The sequence below is a fragment of the Lysobacter concretionis Ko07 = DSM 16239 genome, assembly GCF_000768345.1.
GTDB classification, from domain to species: Bacteria; Pseudomonadota; Gammaproteobacteria; order Xanthomonadales; family Xanthomonadaceae; genus Novilysobacter; species Novilysobacter concretionis.
Map to the genome: position 1 here is coordinate 109,919 of NZ_AVPS01000003.1, position 15,076 is coordinate 124,994.

Annotated in this window: 9 protein-coding genes and 1 tRNA gene; 3 read left to right on the forward strand and 7 right to left on the reverse strand. The window is 67.9% G+C overall.

Annotated elements, in window-relative coordinates; translation table 11 throughout:
- Window positions 1–36: 36 nt before the first annotated feature.
- The 6 genes from N792_RS03005 to N792_RS03030 form a co-directional block, all read right to left on the reverse strand.
- Entirely contained in the window at window positions 37–3,849 is a 3,813-nt protein-coding gene (locus tag N792_RS03005; protein ID WP_052103364.1) for a class I SAM-dependent DNA methyltransferase, read from the reverse strand.
- Window positions 3,850–4,045: 196 nt separating this feature from the next.
- Entirely contained in the window at window positions 4,046–6,499 is a 2,454-nt protein-coding gene (gene rnr, locus N792_RS03010; protein ID WP_036192605.1) for a ribonuclease R, read from the reverse strand.
- Window positions 6,500–6,617: 118 nt separating this feature from the next.
- Window positions 6,618–6,902 (reverse strand): lipid-A-disaccharide synthase N-terminal domain-containing protein, encoded by a 285-nt coding sequence (locus N792_RS03015; protein WP_036192606.1) that lies wholly within the window; start codon window positions 6,900–6,902, stop codon window positions 6,618–6,620.
- Window positions 6,899–7,765: a glycosyltransferase family 2 protein gene (locus N792_RS03020; RefSeq protein WP_084105344.1), complete on the reverse strand. Its 867-nt coding sequence runs from the start codon at window positions 7,763–7,765 to the stop codon at window positions 6,899–6,901. The genes N792_RS03015 and N792_RS03020 overlap by 4 nt, the downstream gene beginning before the upstream one ends.
- 64 nt (window positions 7,766–7,829) lie before the next feature.
- Entirely contained in the window at window positions 7,830–9,125 is a 1,296-nt protein-coding gene (locus N792_RS03025; RefSeq protein WP_036192607.1) for a sensor histidine kinase, read from the reverse strand.
- Window positions 9,115–9,837 (reverse strand): response regulator transcription factor, encoded by a 723-nt coding sequence (locus N792_RS03030; protein ID WP_036192608.1) that lies wholly within the window; start codon window positions 9,835–9,837, stop codon window positions 9,115–9,117. The genes N792_RS03025 and N792_RS03030 overlap by 11 nt, the downstream gene beginning before the upstream one ends.
- Window positions 9,838–10,011: 174 nt before the next feature.
- On the opposite strand from N792_RS03030, the gene N792_RS03035 reads away from it, so the two are divergent.
- A complete protein-coding gene (locus tag N792_RS03035; protein WP_052103365.1) occupies window positions 10,012–11,742 on the forward strand; it encodes an ArnT family glycosyltransferase in 1,731 nt (576 codons plus the stop codon).
- 115 nt (window positions 11,743–11,857) lie between these two features.
- On the opposite strand, the gene N792_RS03040 is transcribed toward N792_RS03035, so the two are convergent.
- A tRNA-Leu gene (locus N792_RS03040) sits at window positions 11,858–11,944 on the reverse strand.
- 261 nt (window positions 11,945–12,205) lie between these two features.
- Between N792_RS03040 and rnk the strand changes: the two genes are divergently transcribed.
- Together rnk and parC are read left to right on the forward strand one after the other, a co-directional pair.
- A complete protein-coding gene (gene rnk, locus N792_RS03045) occupies window positions 12,206–12,622 on the forward strand; it encodes a nucleoside diphosphate kinase regulator (RefSeq protein WP_036192609.1) in 417 nt (138 codons plus the stop codon).
- Window positions 12,623–12,804: 182 nt separating this feature from the next.
- The gene (gene parC, locus N792_RS03050) at window positions 12,805–15,048 is read left to right on the forward strand and encodes a DNA topoisomerase IV subunit A (RefSeq protein ID WP_036192610.1); all 2,244 of its coding nucleotides are present in this window, start codon (window positions 12,805–12,807) and stop codon (window positions 15,046–15,048) included.
- Window positions 15,049–15,076 lie beyond the last annotated feature (28 nt).

The window sequence follows — 15,076 nt, forward strand, 5'->3', positions numbered from 1 at the left end:
CTTTAGTTATCAAAAAACCCCGTTTGATTGCACAACTCAAACTGCACTGAGTTTCCCTTCCTTCTCCTGCGCCCTTCCCAACGCCACCAACATTTCCACCAACATCGGCAGGCGCTTTTTCCACGCGCCACGTGCAGTAAACCTTGCGGCGATCTCATCGAGTGAGAGGGGGACGGGGCTGGTGGCGAGGACGTCGGCGACGGCGCGGACCTGGTCGACGGTGTCTTTGGGCCAGGGCTGGGGTTTGGTGGCGGGGGGCTGCGGGGCGGTGGGGGTGGTGTCGTCGTCGGGTTCGCCGGGTTTGGTGGTGTCGGCGGCGAGGCTGGTTTGTTCGGGTTCGCGTTCGCGGGCGAGGTCGGGGTTCTGGTACTCGGGGCGGAGCCAGAGGATTTCGCCGCGGGCTTCGGCGGCGGCGCGTTGGGCGTTGAGGGCGACGAGGCGTTCGAGGATGGCTTCGTCGAAGGCGCGCTTGGCGTCGTCGCGGGTCTGGCCTTCGCTCGGGGTGTCGTTGCCGTGGCCGATGCGCAGCAGGGGCAGGAGGTCGCCCCAGCCGTAGGCGTACAGGACGGCTTCGTCGAGTTCGTCGTGGAGTTGGCGCAGGACGGAGACGAGGCCTTGTTCGTGGATGGTGCGTTCCTTGGTGGTCAGAACGTCGCCGCTGCGCAGTTTTTCGAGGACGTTGTACATGCCGGTCAGGGTCAGGCCGGGATGGGCGGCCTGCTGGCGCTTGCGGTGGGCGTCGAGTTGTTCGGCGAGGTGGCGGATGCGGTCGGAGGGATATTCGCCGTAGGTCTGCGTCTCCCCTGCCCGGCCGGTTTCGTCGACGAGGGCGACGCCGATGGGGCTGGCGAATTTGTCGGCGGTGTGGAGGTTGGGAAAGGGAAAAGTCTCGAAGCAACTGCTTTGGTTGTACCGCGCATCATTTCCAACGCCCAGACGGCTGCCACTCGCTAACGCCCACGCGAGGTGACAAGCACTTGAGAGCACCCCTAATACGCTGGCGTGATCATGGGCGACTGGCACAAGCCCTTGATCTGGCAGTGCGGCACCATCCAGAAACGCAAAGATTCGATGCCTCGCCGTCATTGGTGTCGCGATATATCTATTTAGACCTCGCATCGCCATGCGAAACTCAGAACGGGGCTCAGCAAAAATCCACCAACGCTTTCGATATGCTCCACGCGCGTTCTGCTCTCTCTCAGGTTTCACGCGATCCAGCAGTCGCTGATAGATGGCGGGGACTTGATCACGAGCTTCGCACTCTTCGAGACCAAACAAGTCCAGTGCGAACACGTCGCGAGAGCCCTGCATCAAGTCACGCCCGTTAAAGAATGGGCGGATATAGCTGTGTGCTAACCCCTGTTCGAAGGCACCGAGCTCCGCTGCATGTGCACGGTCGATTAAAAAGCCAGCGCCGACAAGGGTGATGCCTCGGAATGCAAGCTCCCGGTTCGCCAGTAGCTTTGAAGCGGAGTTCACGTTCACTCCGACCGTGAGGTCTGCATTTACCGTGCCTCTTCTTGCATTCAGGCGAACCGCCATCTCGCCATCGGTAATCGGCTCCTCATCCACCGACTCATGCAACTTCCCGGAAATTTCTTCTGTAGCCCCCACCGTCATTGCGATACGAACTGCTGCACCTTCCGTTGAGTCCACCCACGGGTGATCCGGGATCGCGAACACCAACGACAGGGGTTGTTCCTTCTGTTCGTTGGTGCCGCGCGAGCCGGCGCTTGGCGGATCAACAGCAACGTCCATGGATCCCCGCTTTCGCGGGGATGACGAAGCGGGGGCGGATGACGAAGCGGGGGCGGATGACGGTGTGGGGAAGGATGACGATGTGGGAACGGATGACGGTGTGGGGACGGATAACGGTTTGGCTGCGGCACGGGGTGCGGCCATCGCGGCTTCGATGACGCGGCGGTTGAACGACTGCCGGATCGAGTTGGTGGTGATGAAGCCGAACCGTTCCAGCGCGCCGCGGCGGGTGAGCTGGGCGGCGTGGTGCCACCAGTACATGACGAAATCGGCCGACTCGGGCATCTCCGGCCACACGCCGCGCAGTGCTTCGACGTAGCCGTCGCCGAGCGCGGTGCGCATGCGTTTGTTGCCGATGAAAGGCGGATTCCCCACCACGAAATCCGCGTCCGGCCACGCGGCCTTTCTCGGATTCACGTAGCGCTCCACCGGCTTGCGGGCGGTGTCGTCGGGCACCTTCTCGCCGGTCACCGGGGAGACCTTCATCGTCTCGCCGTCCCAGCGGGTGACGGGGATGCCGCGTTCGTCCAGCTCGAACTCGACGCGGTCGTAGGCGAGCACGGCGTCGCGGTTCTCGATGTTGCGGAAGTCGCGGATCACCGGTTGCGGGGGGTGGACGTCGCCGCGGGTGCGGAAGTGCCATTGCAGGTAGCCGATCCACAGCACGACTTCGGCGATGGCGGCGGCGCGGGGGTTGAGCTCGATGCCGAGCAGGTTGTGCGGGTCGACGGTTTCACCGGCGGCGGCGTCGGCGCGCTCGCCACCCAGGGCGAGGCCGGTCTGGCGGTAGCCGAGTTCGTCCAGGGCCAGCAGCACTTCGCCTTCCAGCCGCTTGAGGTGCTCCAGGGTGACGTACAGGAAGTTACCGCTGCCGCAGGCGGGGTCGAGCACGCGCACGGTGCACAGGCGGTGGTGGAAGCGGCGCAGTTCCTTCACTGCGTCGTCGGGCTTGTCCTCGGCGGCGAGGGTCATCGCGGCGGCCTGGGCTTCGCCCCACTCCTTGCGCAGCGGTTCGATCACGGTCGGCAGCACGAGGCGCTCGACGTAGGCGCGCGGGGTGTAGTGGGCGCCGAGCTTGTGGCGCTCGCCGGGGCTGAGGGCGCGCTCCAGCAGGGTGCCGAAGATGGCCGGTTCGACGTGTTTCCAGTCGGCGCGGGCGGCCTCGATCAGCAGGGTGAGCTGGGCGGTGTCCAGCGGCAGGGTGTCGGGCTGCTTGAACAGCTTGCCGTTGAAGCGCAGCACGTTGCCGGCCAGCACCGCCGAGAAGCCCCCTTCGTCCATGTCGCGCCAGAGCTGGGCGAGCATGCGCATGGCGATGTCGGGCTGCTCGGCGTGTTTGGTCAGCAGCTCGCGGAAGCTGTCGCGCGGCAGCAGCTTGACGTCCTCGGCAAACATGGTGAACAGACAGCGCATCAGGAACTGGGCGACGGCTTCGGCGTCGTGACCGGCCTGCTCCAGGCTGCGGGCGAGCCGGGCCAGGCGGGTGGCGATTTCGCGGGTGACGCGGGCGGACTCGCGGCTGGGGTCGAGGCCGAGCGGGTCGGTCCAGAGGCGGCGCAGGCGGTCGCGGACCTCGGGCTTGCGCAGGTCGGCCAGCGCGATGCGGTGGCTGCGCGGGTCCGGGAACGGGGTGTAGGTGGCGCCGGAGCGGCTGAACTCGGAGTACAGCTCGATGCGGTGGCCAACATCGACCACCACCACGAACGGCGGCCGGCCCTCGGCGGCTGGCAAGGCGCGGGCGTAGTTCTCGGCCTGGCTGCGGGCGCGCAGCATGGCGTCGTCGAAGCCCCTGGTGTGCGCGCCCTGGCGGAGCTTCTTGGACTCCAGCACGAACGCGCCGCGCCGGTACAGGTCGATGCGCCCGGCGCTGGTGCTGCCATCGCCGTGGGCGAAGGTGATCGGCCGCTCGAACATGTAGTCCTGCTCGGCGGTGGCGTGCGGCATGTCGACGCCGAGCAGGGCGCACAGGTCGATCAGGAAGGATTGCGAGGTGGACAGCTCAGAGGCGGTGATGCCTTGCCATTTGGTGATGAAGGCGTCGGTGGCGAGGGTGTCGCCAACAGCGCCCTCATCCGCCCCGTTCTTGTTCAAGGCCGGGGCACCTTCTCCCGCGAGCGGGAGAAGGGAGGCGTTCCCGTCCGCGGGCGGGAGAAGGGGAGCATTGCCGCGCGCGGGCGGCGGAGGGGTGGAGCGGTTATCTGCGTCGTCTGCCACGTATGGGTCCCCTACCCTGCGGTTTCGTGATGCCGTTGGCAGGATACGCGATGGGGCAGACGAGGCAGTCCGATCAGTATTTCTGCTTCTTGCGCTTGGCCGGTTCGCCGCGCGGGGGTGGCGGTTTCACGCCGCCGTTCTCGCCCGCGAGGCGGAAGTCAATCTTGCGCTCCTCCAGGCTGGCCTTCATCACGATGATGCTGGCGCGGTCGCCGAGGCGGAATTCACGGCCGGTGCGTTCGCCGGTGAGGGCCTTGCGGATCGGGTCGAAGCGGTAGTAGTCGTTGGGCAGCTGGGTGACGTGGATCAGACCGTTGACCTTGGAGTCGTCGAGTTCCACGAACAGGCCAAAACTGGTCACGCCGCTGACCACGCCGTCGAACTGGCTGCCGACGTGCTGCTCCATCCAGGCGGCGCGGTAGCGTTCGTCGACCTCGCGCGAGGCCTCATCGGCGCGGCGTCCGCGCTCCGAGCTCTGCAGCGACAGCTGGGCCATGTCGCTGGGTGAATAGCGGAACTTCTCCGGCTTGGCACCGCTGAGCGCGTGCTTGATCGCGCGGTGCACCAGCAGGTCGGGATAGCGGCGGATCGGTGAGGTGAAGTGCGCGTAGGCCTCCAGCGCGAGGCCGAAGTGGCCGATGTTCTCGGGCTGGTACACGGCCAGGCTCTGGCTGCGCAGCAACACCGACTCGATCAGCGGGGCATCGGGGCGTTCGCGGATGTTGCGCAGCAGCTGGGTGAAATCGCGCGGCTGCACTTTCGACCACGGCGGCATGCGCAACTGGAACTCCTTCAGGAACTCCAGCAGGTCTTCGTATTTCTGTTCCGGCGGGCGGTCGTGGGTGCGGTACGGCGCAGACACTTCAGCTTCGATCAGGAACCTGGCCGCCTCCACGTTGGCGGCGATCATGCATTCCTCGATCAGCTTGTGCGCATCGTTGCGCACCAGCATGCCGGCCTGCACCACCTCGCCGCGCTCGCCGAGCACGAAGCGCACTTCGCTGGTCTCGAACTCGATCGCGCCGCGCTTGGCGCGTGCCTTGGCCAGCACCTGGTACAGCTGGTGCATGCGCTGCAGGTTCGGCAGCAGGGAGCCGACCTGCTCCAGTGCCTCCTCGCGCGCGTGGTCCTCGATGCCGTCGCCGATCGCGTTCCAGACCTGGTTGTAGGTCAGGCGCGCGTGCGAGTTCATCACCGCTTCGTAGAACTTCGAGCCGGTGACCTGGCCGCTGCGGTCGACCTGCATGTCACAGACGAAGCACAGGCGGTCGACCTTGGGCTTCAGCGAGCAGATGCCGTTGGACAGCACCTCGGGCAGCATCGGCACCACAAAGCCGGGGAAATACACCGAGGTCGCGCGCTTCTGCGCCTCCTCGTCCAGCGACTGGCCCGGGCGCACGTAGTGCGACACGTCGGCGATCGCAACCACCAGGCGGAAGCCGTCGCGGTTGGGTTCGCACCACACCGCGTCGTCGAAATCCTTTGCGTCCTCGCCATCGATGGTGACCAGCGGCAGCTCGCGCAGGTCGACGCGCGATGCGATCTCGGCCGGCTGCACCTCGACCGGTATCGCGGCGGCCTGGTCGAGCACTTCGGGCGGGAACTCGTGCGGGATGTCGTGGCCGTGGATCGCGGCCTGCACGGCCAGCGAGGCGGTCAGGCGGTCGCCCAGGACGGTCAGGATGCGGCCCAGCGGCGGGCGGCGCGCATCCGGCGAGCGGGTCAGTTCGCACACCACCAGGTTGCCGGGCTGCGCGTCCCCACGCGCCTCGGGCGGGATCAGGATGTTGCGCTGGATGCGGCGGTCGTCCGGCTCGACGTAGGACACGTCGTCTTCGAGGATGAAGCGGCCGATCATGCGGCTGAGGCGGCGCTCCAGCACTTCCACGATCACGCCTTCCTGGCGGCCGCGATGGTCCACGCCGGTGACGCTGGCGAGCACGCGGTCGCCGTGCATCACCTTCCGCATCTCGTAGGGCGGCAGGAACATGTCGTCGCCGCCGGCTTCGGGCCGGAGGAAGCCGAAGCCGTCGGGGTTGGCGATCACGCTGCCGGCGACCAGGTCCAGCTGCTCGGCGGGCACGTAGCCGCCGCGACGGTTCTGCAGCACCTGGCCGTCGCGGACCATCGCGCGCAGGCGTGCGGACATCGCGTCGAAACGTTCCGGTTCGGTCAGGCCCAGCTTCCCGGCCAGTGCCTCGGCGTCCAGCGGTCCATCGGCGGCGACCAGCAGCTGCAGGATCATTTCGCGGCTGGCGATGGGCTGCTCGTAGCGGGCGGCCTCGCGCGCGGCGTAGGGATCGCGCAGTCCGCCCCCACCCTGCGCCGGGTCGCCGTGCAGCGGCGCCAGCGGCGGCGGACGGGTGCCGCGCGGCGGCGGTTCGGGCAGCCAGCCGGGCTTCTTCGCGGTGGATTTGCCGGGGCCGCGGCCACCTTTTGCTGGCCTGGAACTGCCGGCTGGCGGGGGGGTTCCGGTCTTGCCGGTCGATTTGCTGCCGCTGCGGCGCTTGCTGGGAGGCTTGTTCATCGCGGGGATGTTACAGGTGCGGCGTCAACAGGCCGTAGGCAAACCGGCTGCCGCGCGGCGGTTTGCGGCGGTGGTCTGCGGCGGTGGCTTGTGCCGGTGGCTTGCGGCGATGGCCCGCTCAACCCGCGCTGGAGTCGCCGACCAGCCTGCGCTTGCGGATCAGGTGCAGGTTGCGCAGGTAGATCCCCAGGCCGGATGCCTGGCCGACGATGAACACCGGATCGGCGCGGTGGATCGCATACGCCAGCAGCACCGAGCTGCCCGCCAGGCTGAAATACCAGAACGCCGTGGGGACGATGCTGCGCCGGGCGCGCTCGGAGGCCAGCCACTGCAGGATGAAACGCGAGGCAAACAACGCCTGGCCGATAAACCCCACCACCAGCCAAGGGGACAGGTTGCTCATGGCGCGCTCCCGATAACGCTTGCGGATGATTCCTTGCCGGCGGCGGTGGCACTGCTGACGGCAACCACGTGACTGCGGCGGATCAGCCAGGCCACTCCGCACAGGTCGGACAGGCCGACCCACGCCCGGCCCAGGTTGGTGTAGTTGGATGCGCCGCTGCCGCGTTCGCGGTGATTGACCGGAACGCTCAGGGTGCGCCAGCCGGCGCGCTGCATGAGCGCGGGCAGGTAACGGTGCATGTGGTCGAAATACGGCAGATCCAGGAACGCCTCGCGCTCGAACAGTTTGATCCCGCAACCGGTGTCCGGGGTCGCATCGTGCAGCAACGAGCGCCGGATCGCGCTGGCCAGGCGCGAGGCGATGCGCTTGCTCCAGCGGTCGCGGCGATGGACCCGCCAGCCGCCTACCAGTTTCAGTTGTGCGTCCGCGCCGTCGCGGACCGCCAGCAGCCCCGGCAGGTCGGCCGGGTCGTTCTGGCCGTCACCGTCGAGCGTCGCCACCCACGGCGCGCGCGCGGCCTTGACGCCGTTGCGGACCGCGGCGCTCTGGCCGGCGCGTTCGGCGTGGGCAAGCACCCGCAACTGCGGGTAGTGGTCGGCCAAGGCATACAGCACCTCGCGGGTGGAGTCCTGGCTGGCGTCGTCGACGCAGATGATCTCGAAATCGATCCGGCCCTGCAGCGCCTGCACGACTTCCTCCAGCAGCGCGGCGGCATTGCCGGATTCGTTGAGCATCGGGATCACCACCGACAGCGCGGGCGGAACCGATACCAGGGAAAACGCGCCGCGATGGACCTGCGGATCAGGGGCATGCGGATCCGGGGATCGTGGCGTGCACTGGGGAGTGGCTAGCGGAGTGGACATCACGGCAACCTCGAGGCGATGCGGCAATGGTCGACAACCGGGTGTCGGAGAACCGTGAGAGCCCTCAGTCCGCGCGGGCGACCGGGTCCGGCCTGGACACGCCCATGTCGATCGTCGACCGGGTTCCGCGCACACCCTCGCGCGGTTCGATCCGCAACTGCCAACCCAGGTGCCGGCACAGGCGGGTGATCAATTCCAGGCCCAATCCACCGCCACCACGTCCCTGTTCATGCGCCTGGCGGGTGTAGATGGCGCTGATCTGCTCGGGCGACATGCCCTGGCCGGGGTCCTCGATCACCACCACCGCATCGGGCTGCAGCCGCAGCGTGACCTCTCCGCTGTCGCTGTTCTCGATCGCGTTGCGCAGCAGGTTGCCCACCGCCGCCTGGACGATCGCGACCGGCGCCACCACCTCGCAGGCGGGCAACGGCAGCACCCGCAATTCCAGCGCTTTCTCCCTGCACAGGTGGCGGTGGTCGTCGGCGATCTCGGGCAGCAGCTGGTCCAGCTCGATCCGGTCGCTGCTGCGGGCGAGCCGGGCCGGGTCCTTGGCCAGCACCAGCAGCATCGCGATCAGCTCCTCGACGCCGCGCACCGTGCGCTGGATCCGGCCCAGCTGCAGCCGGGCCGACATCGGTATGTCCGCCTCCAGCGCCAACTCGCTGGCGCCGGCGATCACCGCGATCGGCGTGCGCAACTCGTGGCTGGCGCTGTCGACGAAGGCGCGCTCGCGTGCGATGAAATCGTCGTGCCGTTGCAGATAGGCATTCAATGCGTCCGCGATCACCACCAGTTCCGCGCTGGCGTGGTCCGGCACCTCGATGCGTTGTGCGACGGCGTCCGGGCGCAGGTCGCCGATGCGCGACGCCAGTTCCCGCAGGGGCCGCATCAGCCGTGCGACACCCCAGGCAACGGCGGCGCCCAGCAACCCCACCACCAGCAGGCTGGACAGCAGCAGCTTCAGGACGATCTCGCGCTCGAGCTGCTCGAACTCGGAAATGTCCAGCGCCAGCACCAGCCGGCGGCCGTCCTGCTCGCGCACCAGGACCACGGTTTCACGACCGTTGACCATGACTTCGTCGTGCAGGCCGGGGGCCAGGCGGGCAAGTTCCGGGGGAGCGGGCACGGCGTCGGTGTCCTGGTAGAACTCCAGCAGGTCCGAGTCGCGCGGCTGCCATCCGTCATCGCGTGCGTGGCCAGCGAAATACGCCATCTCGGTTTCCAGCAGCGAGTTCCAGACCAGCTCCTCCGCCTGCTCGTTGATCACCCAGCCATGCAGCAGCACCGCCACGCTCAGCAGCGCCACGTAGGCGAGCGCGCCGAAGGTGATGCGGCGCTGCAGGCTGTGCCTAGGATTCATTGCCGGCACCGGGGTCGATGCCCTCCTCGGCTCCCGACGCCGCCACGCCGAGCCGGTAACCGACGCGCGGCAGGGTATGGATCAGCTTGAAGGCGAAACCGGTATCGACACTGCGCCGCAACTCGTAGACGTGCGAACGCAGCATGTCGCCGTCGGGCGGGTTGTCGCCCCACAGCGCTTCCTCCAGCCGCTCGCGGGTGACCGCGGCCGGGCTGGCCTGCATCAGCACCTGCAGCAACCGGCGACAGGCGGGATACAGATGCAGCGGCTGGCCGGCCCGGGTGACCTCCAGCGTCGCCTGGTCGAAACGCAGGTCCGCCACCTCCAGCACCTTGCCGCGCCCGCGGCCGGCCGCGCGGGCGATCAGGGCCTCCAGGCGGACTTCCAGCTCGGGCAATGCGAACGGCTTGGTCAGGTAGTCGTCGGCGCCGGCGCGGAAGCCGGCGATCTTGTCCGGCAACTCGTCGCGCGCGGTCAGCATGATCACCGGGACGCCACTGCCGGCATCGTCGCGCAGCCGGCGCAGCACCTCCGGCCCGTCCATCCGCGGCAGCATCCAGTCCAGCACGACCACGTCATAGGGTTGCGTGGTGGCCAGGTGCAGGCCGGTAAAGCCATCGGGTGCGGCATCGACGACATGGCCGCGGGCCTCGAGGTAGTCGAACAGGTTGGCGACCAGGTTCTGGTTGTCTTCCACCACTAGTACGCGCATCGCGGGTTTCCGGCTGGCGGTGACGGGAGAAGCCGTGCACGGGGGCGTGGCATGGCACGGCTGACTGTAGGCCAGAGCGTCCCACCGCGCGCGTCGGAGTGGTGTCGGAACCATTACGACCAAATTCCGATGCGATGATCGGCACCGTGACCACCCCGCCTGCGGAGTCCACACATGCACGATCGACGCCTGTCCCGGCCGTCCACCCTCTGGTGGTTGCTGCTGCTCGCCGCGCTGGCCCTGGGTGCCGGCATCGGGCTGCGCGATCCGTCGCCGCCGGATGAGCCGCGGTTCGTGCTGGCGGCAAAACAAATGGTCGAATCCGGCCAGTGGCTGGTTCCGCACCGCGGCAGCGAGCTGTACGCGCACAAGCCGCCGCCCTTCATGTGGCTGCAGGCGATCGCCTACACCGTGGTGCGCGATTGGCGGGTCGCCTTCCTGCTGCCGTCGCTGCTGGCCGGGCTGGGAACCCTGTGGCTGGTGCACGACCTCGCCCGGCGGCTGTGGAACCGCCGCGTGGCCATGTATGCCGGCTTCGCCCTGCTCGCCTGCCTGCAATTCGGACTGCAGGCCAAGCGCGGCCAGATCGACATGGTGCTGGTGTTCTGGACCACCTTGTCGCTGTGGGGCCTGTCGCGGCACCTGCTGCGCGGGCCGGACTGGGCGGCGCTGGCGCTGGGCGGATTCGCCGCCGGCATCGGCACGGTCACCAAGGGGGTCGGCTTCCTGCCCCTGCTGGTGCTGCTGCCGTGGTGGCTGGCACGGCGTCGCGACCCGGCGGCGATCGCGGGGAGTTACAGGAACTGGCGCTGGCTCTGGCTGGCCGTGGGCTTCCTTGCCGGCGCCGGGGTGTGGCTGCTGCCGATGCTGCTGGCGGTGGTCGGCACCACCGATGCGGCGCTGCATCAGTACGCGTCGGAGATCCTGTTCAAGCAGACCGCCACCCGCTACGCCCACGCCTGGCACCACGTGAAGCCTTCCTGGTACTACCTGCAGGTGATCGCGACGCTGTGGTTGCCCGGCGCGCTGCTGCTGCCGTGGCTGGCGCCGGCCTGGTGGCGGCGCATCCGGCGCGGCGATGCGCGCACGACCCTGCTGGTCGGCTGGGCGGTGCTGGTGTTCGTGTTCTTCAGCGCCAGCCCGGGCAAGCGCGAGGTCTATATCTTTCCCGCGCTGCCGGCACTGTGCGTCGCCGCCGCGCCGCTGCTGGCCGGCCTGCTGCGCCGGCCCGGCGTGCGACGCACCCTGCTCGGTTACGTGCTGGCGATGTCGGCCGGAATGCTGGCGCTGGGCATCAGTGGGTTGTCGGGTGCGCGATGGGTGTCAAAGGTGGCGGCCGACCGCAGCCTGGATGCGATGAGCGTGCACGGACTGCTGGTGTGGGTGTGCGTCGTCGGCACGGCGGGCCTGCTGCTCTTCTTCTGGGGCTTGCGGACGCGAGGGCGGCAATCCCGGGCAGCGGTGGTGGCAGTGGCGTTCAACCTGGTGCTGTGGACGGTGTACGGCCTCGGCCTGGCCCCCGCGCTGGATGCCAGCAGCTCGGCCCGGGAGCTGATGCAGGACGTCCGCGCGCGCATCGGCCCGGATGCCGGACTCGGTCTGGTGGGCTGGCGGGAGCAGCACCTGTTGCAGGCGACCGGGCCGACGCGCGAGTTCGGTTTCGAACGCGACATCCGCGGCCAATGGCACGACGCGGTGACCTGGCTCGCCGCCGCCCCGGCGCAACGCTGGCTGTTTGCGCTGAAGGAGTCGGTGGGCGATTGCGTGGACCCGGCCCGCACCATCGACCTGGGCCGTTCCAGCCGGCGCGACTGGGTGTTGATTCCCGGCACCGCATACCTCGCCGGTTGCATCCCGCCGTTGCCCCGGGAGCCGATCGATGCCGAACCACGGGATCCGGACTGATCGCATTACCGGCAAACCAGCGGCACCAAACGCCCCGGCCAAAAGCATCGGCCACAAAAAACCCCGCCGAAGCGGGGCTTTCTGTTTGTTCGACATGGTAGTCGTCGAACGGTGTTGGTGCCCGGGAGAGGACTCGAACCTCCACGGAGTTGCCCCCGCTAGCACCTGAAGCTAGTGCGTCTACCAATTCCGCCACCCGGGCAAACCGCAAAACCGTTGTGTTCTGGCTGTGCGGGCCGCGTATGTTGCGTTGCCGCGAACAGGTTGTCAACGCCTTGCGAAATATTTCTTCGGAAGTGGGACAATGTCGCCTCGACGGGCCCGGGGTGCGCTTCCTGGACTTGCCGGTTGAACCGCCAGTTGATGCGCACCCGATTCAGAGCTAACTTCAACCCACCACAGAAATTCCGCGGGCGACGCGCATTTTGATGCGTCGCCCGCATTGCTTTTGGAGCCATGAAGCATGAACGCTACCGCCACCCCGCCGCTGTTGGTGTCCCGTCTGGACTGCGAGCGTCTGGAGTCGCTGCTTGAGCAGCCTCTGGCCCAGGGTCTCAATACCGACGCCCTGCGTCGCGAGCTCGACCGCGCCGAATTGCTGGAGCCGGCCGAGATGCCGGACGACGTGATCACGATGAACTCCACCGCCCGCTTCCGCGACGTCAACAGCGGTGGCGAGCGCGAACTGACGCTGGTCTACCCAAAGGATGCCGATGGCAGCCCGGAGAAGGTGTCGATCCTCGCCCCGGTCGGCAGCGCGCTGCTGGGCCTGCACGTCGGTGCGGTGATCGAATGGCCGGTGCCCGGTGGCCGCACGATCAAGCTGGAAGTGCTGTCCATCCGCTACCAGCCGGAGGCATCCGGCGAGCTGCACCGCTGAGTCGCACCCGCACAGGTGATCGTCCGGTTCCGCGCGGCCACCGCTGGTAACACACCCCCAAGGCCGGAGGCGTCGCAAGCGCCTTCGGCCTTGTGTTTTCCGGCCGTCGCGTCCGCCCAGGCCACCGCCCGCCGGTAGAATTGCCATCCCCCTGCGTTCCGCTTACGAGATCCACTGCGCCCATGACCGATTCCGTACGGCCCCACTTCCACGGTTACGAACAGATTCCGCTGCGCGAATACGCCGAGCGCGCCTACCTCGACTATTCGATGTACGTGGTGCTGGACCGCGCGCTGCCATTCCTCGGCGACGGCCTCAAGCCGGTGCAGCGGCGGATCATCTATTCGATGAGCGAGTTGGGCCTGAATGCCGGGGCGAAGCCGAAGAAATCCGCGCGCACCATCGGCGACGTGATCGGCAAATACCACCCGCACGGCGACAGCGCCTGCTACGAGGCGATGGTGCTGATGGCGCAGCCGTTCTCGTACCGCTATCCGCTGGTCGAGGGCCAGGGCAACTTCGGCTCCAGCGACGACCCCAAGTCGTTCGCGGCGATGCGCTACACCGAGTCCAAGCTGACCCCGATCGCCGAGGTGCTGCTGGGCGAGCTGACCCAGGGCACGGCCGACTGGGTCCCCAACTTCGACGGCACCTTGGAAGAGCCGTCCTGGATGCCGGCACGACTGCCGCACCTGCTGCTCAACGGCACCACCGGCATCGCCGTCGGCATGGCCACCGACGTGCCGCCGCACAACCTCAATGAAGTGGTCAGCGCCTGCATCCGCCTGCTGGACGACCCCGATGCCACCACCGCCGACCTGTGCGAGCACGTGCTCGGCCCGGACTACCCGACCACCGCCGAGATCATCACGCCGCGCGCCGACCTGCTGCAGATGTACGAGACCGGCCTGGGCAGCGTGCGCGCGCGCGCCGTGTACGAGAAGGACGGCCCCAACATCGTCATCACCGGCCTGCCCCACCAGGCGTCGCCGAGCAAGATCATCGAGCAGATCGCGACCCAGATGCGGGCCAAGAAGCTGCCGTGGCTGGAGGACATCCGCGACGAGTCCGACCACGCCAACCCGACCCGGATCGTGCTGATCCCGCGCAGCAACCGGGTCGATGTCGACCAGCTGATGGGTCATCTGTTCGCCACCACCGACCTGGAGAAAAGCTTCCGGGTCAACATCAACGTGATCGGTCTGGACGGCCGCCCGCAGGTCAAGGGACTCAAGGCGTTCCTGGCCGAATGGCTGACGTTCCGCACCGACACCGTGACCCGCCGGCTCAACCACCGGCTGGCGAAGGTCGAGCAGCGGCTGCACCTGCTGGAAGGCTTGCTGGTCGCGTTCCTCAACCTGGACGAGGTGATCCGCATCATCCGCAGCGAGGACGAGCCCAAGCCCGTCCTGATGCAGCGCTTCGCGCTCAGCGAGGAGCAGACCGACTACATCCTGGAAACCCGCCTGCGCCAGCTGGCGCGGCTGGAGGAGATGAAGATCCGCGGCGAGCAGGACGAACTGGCGAAAGAGCGTGACCGGCTGGTCGCGATCCTCGCCAGCAAGGGCAAGCTGAAGAAGCTGGTCAAGGACGAGCTGCTGGCCGATGCGAAGAAATTCGGCGACGCCCGGCGCTCGCCGCTGGTCGCCCGCGGTGCGGCGCAGGCGCTGTCGGAAACCGATCTGGCGCCGAGCGAGCCGATGACCGTCGTGCTCAGCGAGATGGGCTGGGTGCGCGCGGCGAAGGGCCATGACGTCGACGCGGCCGCGATGAACTACCGCGAAGGCGACGAGCTGCTGGTGGCGACCCGCACGCGCAGCAACCAGCAGGTCGCGTTCCTGGATTCCACCGGCCGCAGCTATTCGACCGTGGTCCACAGCCTGCCCTCGGCACGCGGCAACGGCGAACCGCTGACCGTGCGCTTCTCGCCCGCTCCGAAGACCTCGTTCCAGGCGATCGCCAGCGGCGACAACGACCAGCGCTTCGTGCTCGCCAGCTCGCACGGCTACGGTTTCGTGACCCGCTTCGAGAACCTCACCAGCCGCAACAAGGCCGGCAAGGCGATGCTGTCGCTGACGCCGAACGCCCACGTGCTGCAGCCTGCGGCCGTGAGCGACGTCGCGCAGGACCGGGTGGTCGTGGCGACCAGCGCCGGCCACCTGCTGGCCTTCCCGGTGTCGGAATTGCCGGAACTCGACAAGGGCAAGGGCAACAAGCTGATCGACATTCCCCGCGCCAAACTGGGCACCGAGCACGTGGTCGCGGTGGCCGTGGTCGCTCCCGGCGCATCGCTCAGCGTGAAGTCCGGCGCCCGCACGATGACGGTGACCTGGAAGGACCTGGAGGCGTATCTGGGCGGGCGCGCGACGCGCGGCGGGTTGTTGCCGCGCGGGTGGCAGAAAGTGGAAGGGCTGTCAGTCGAATAAGTCGCAAGCAAGTTACATCGCGCGCGGC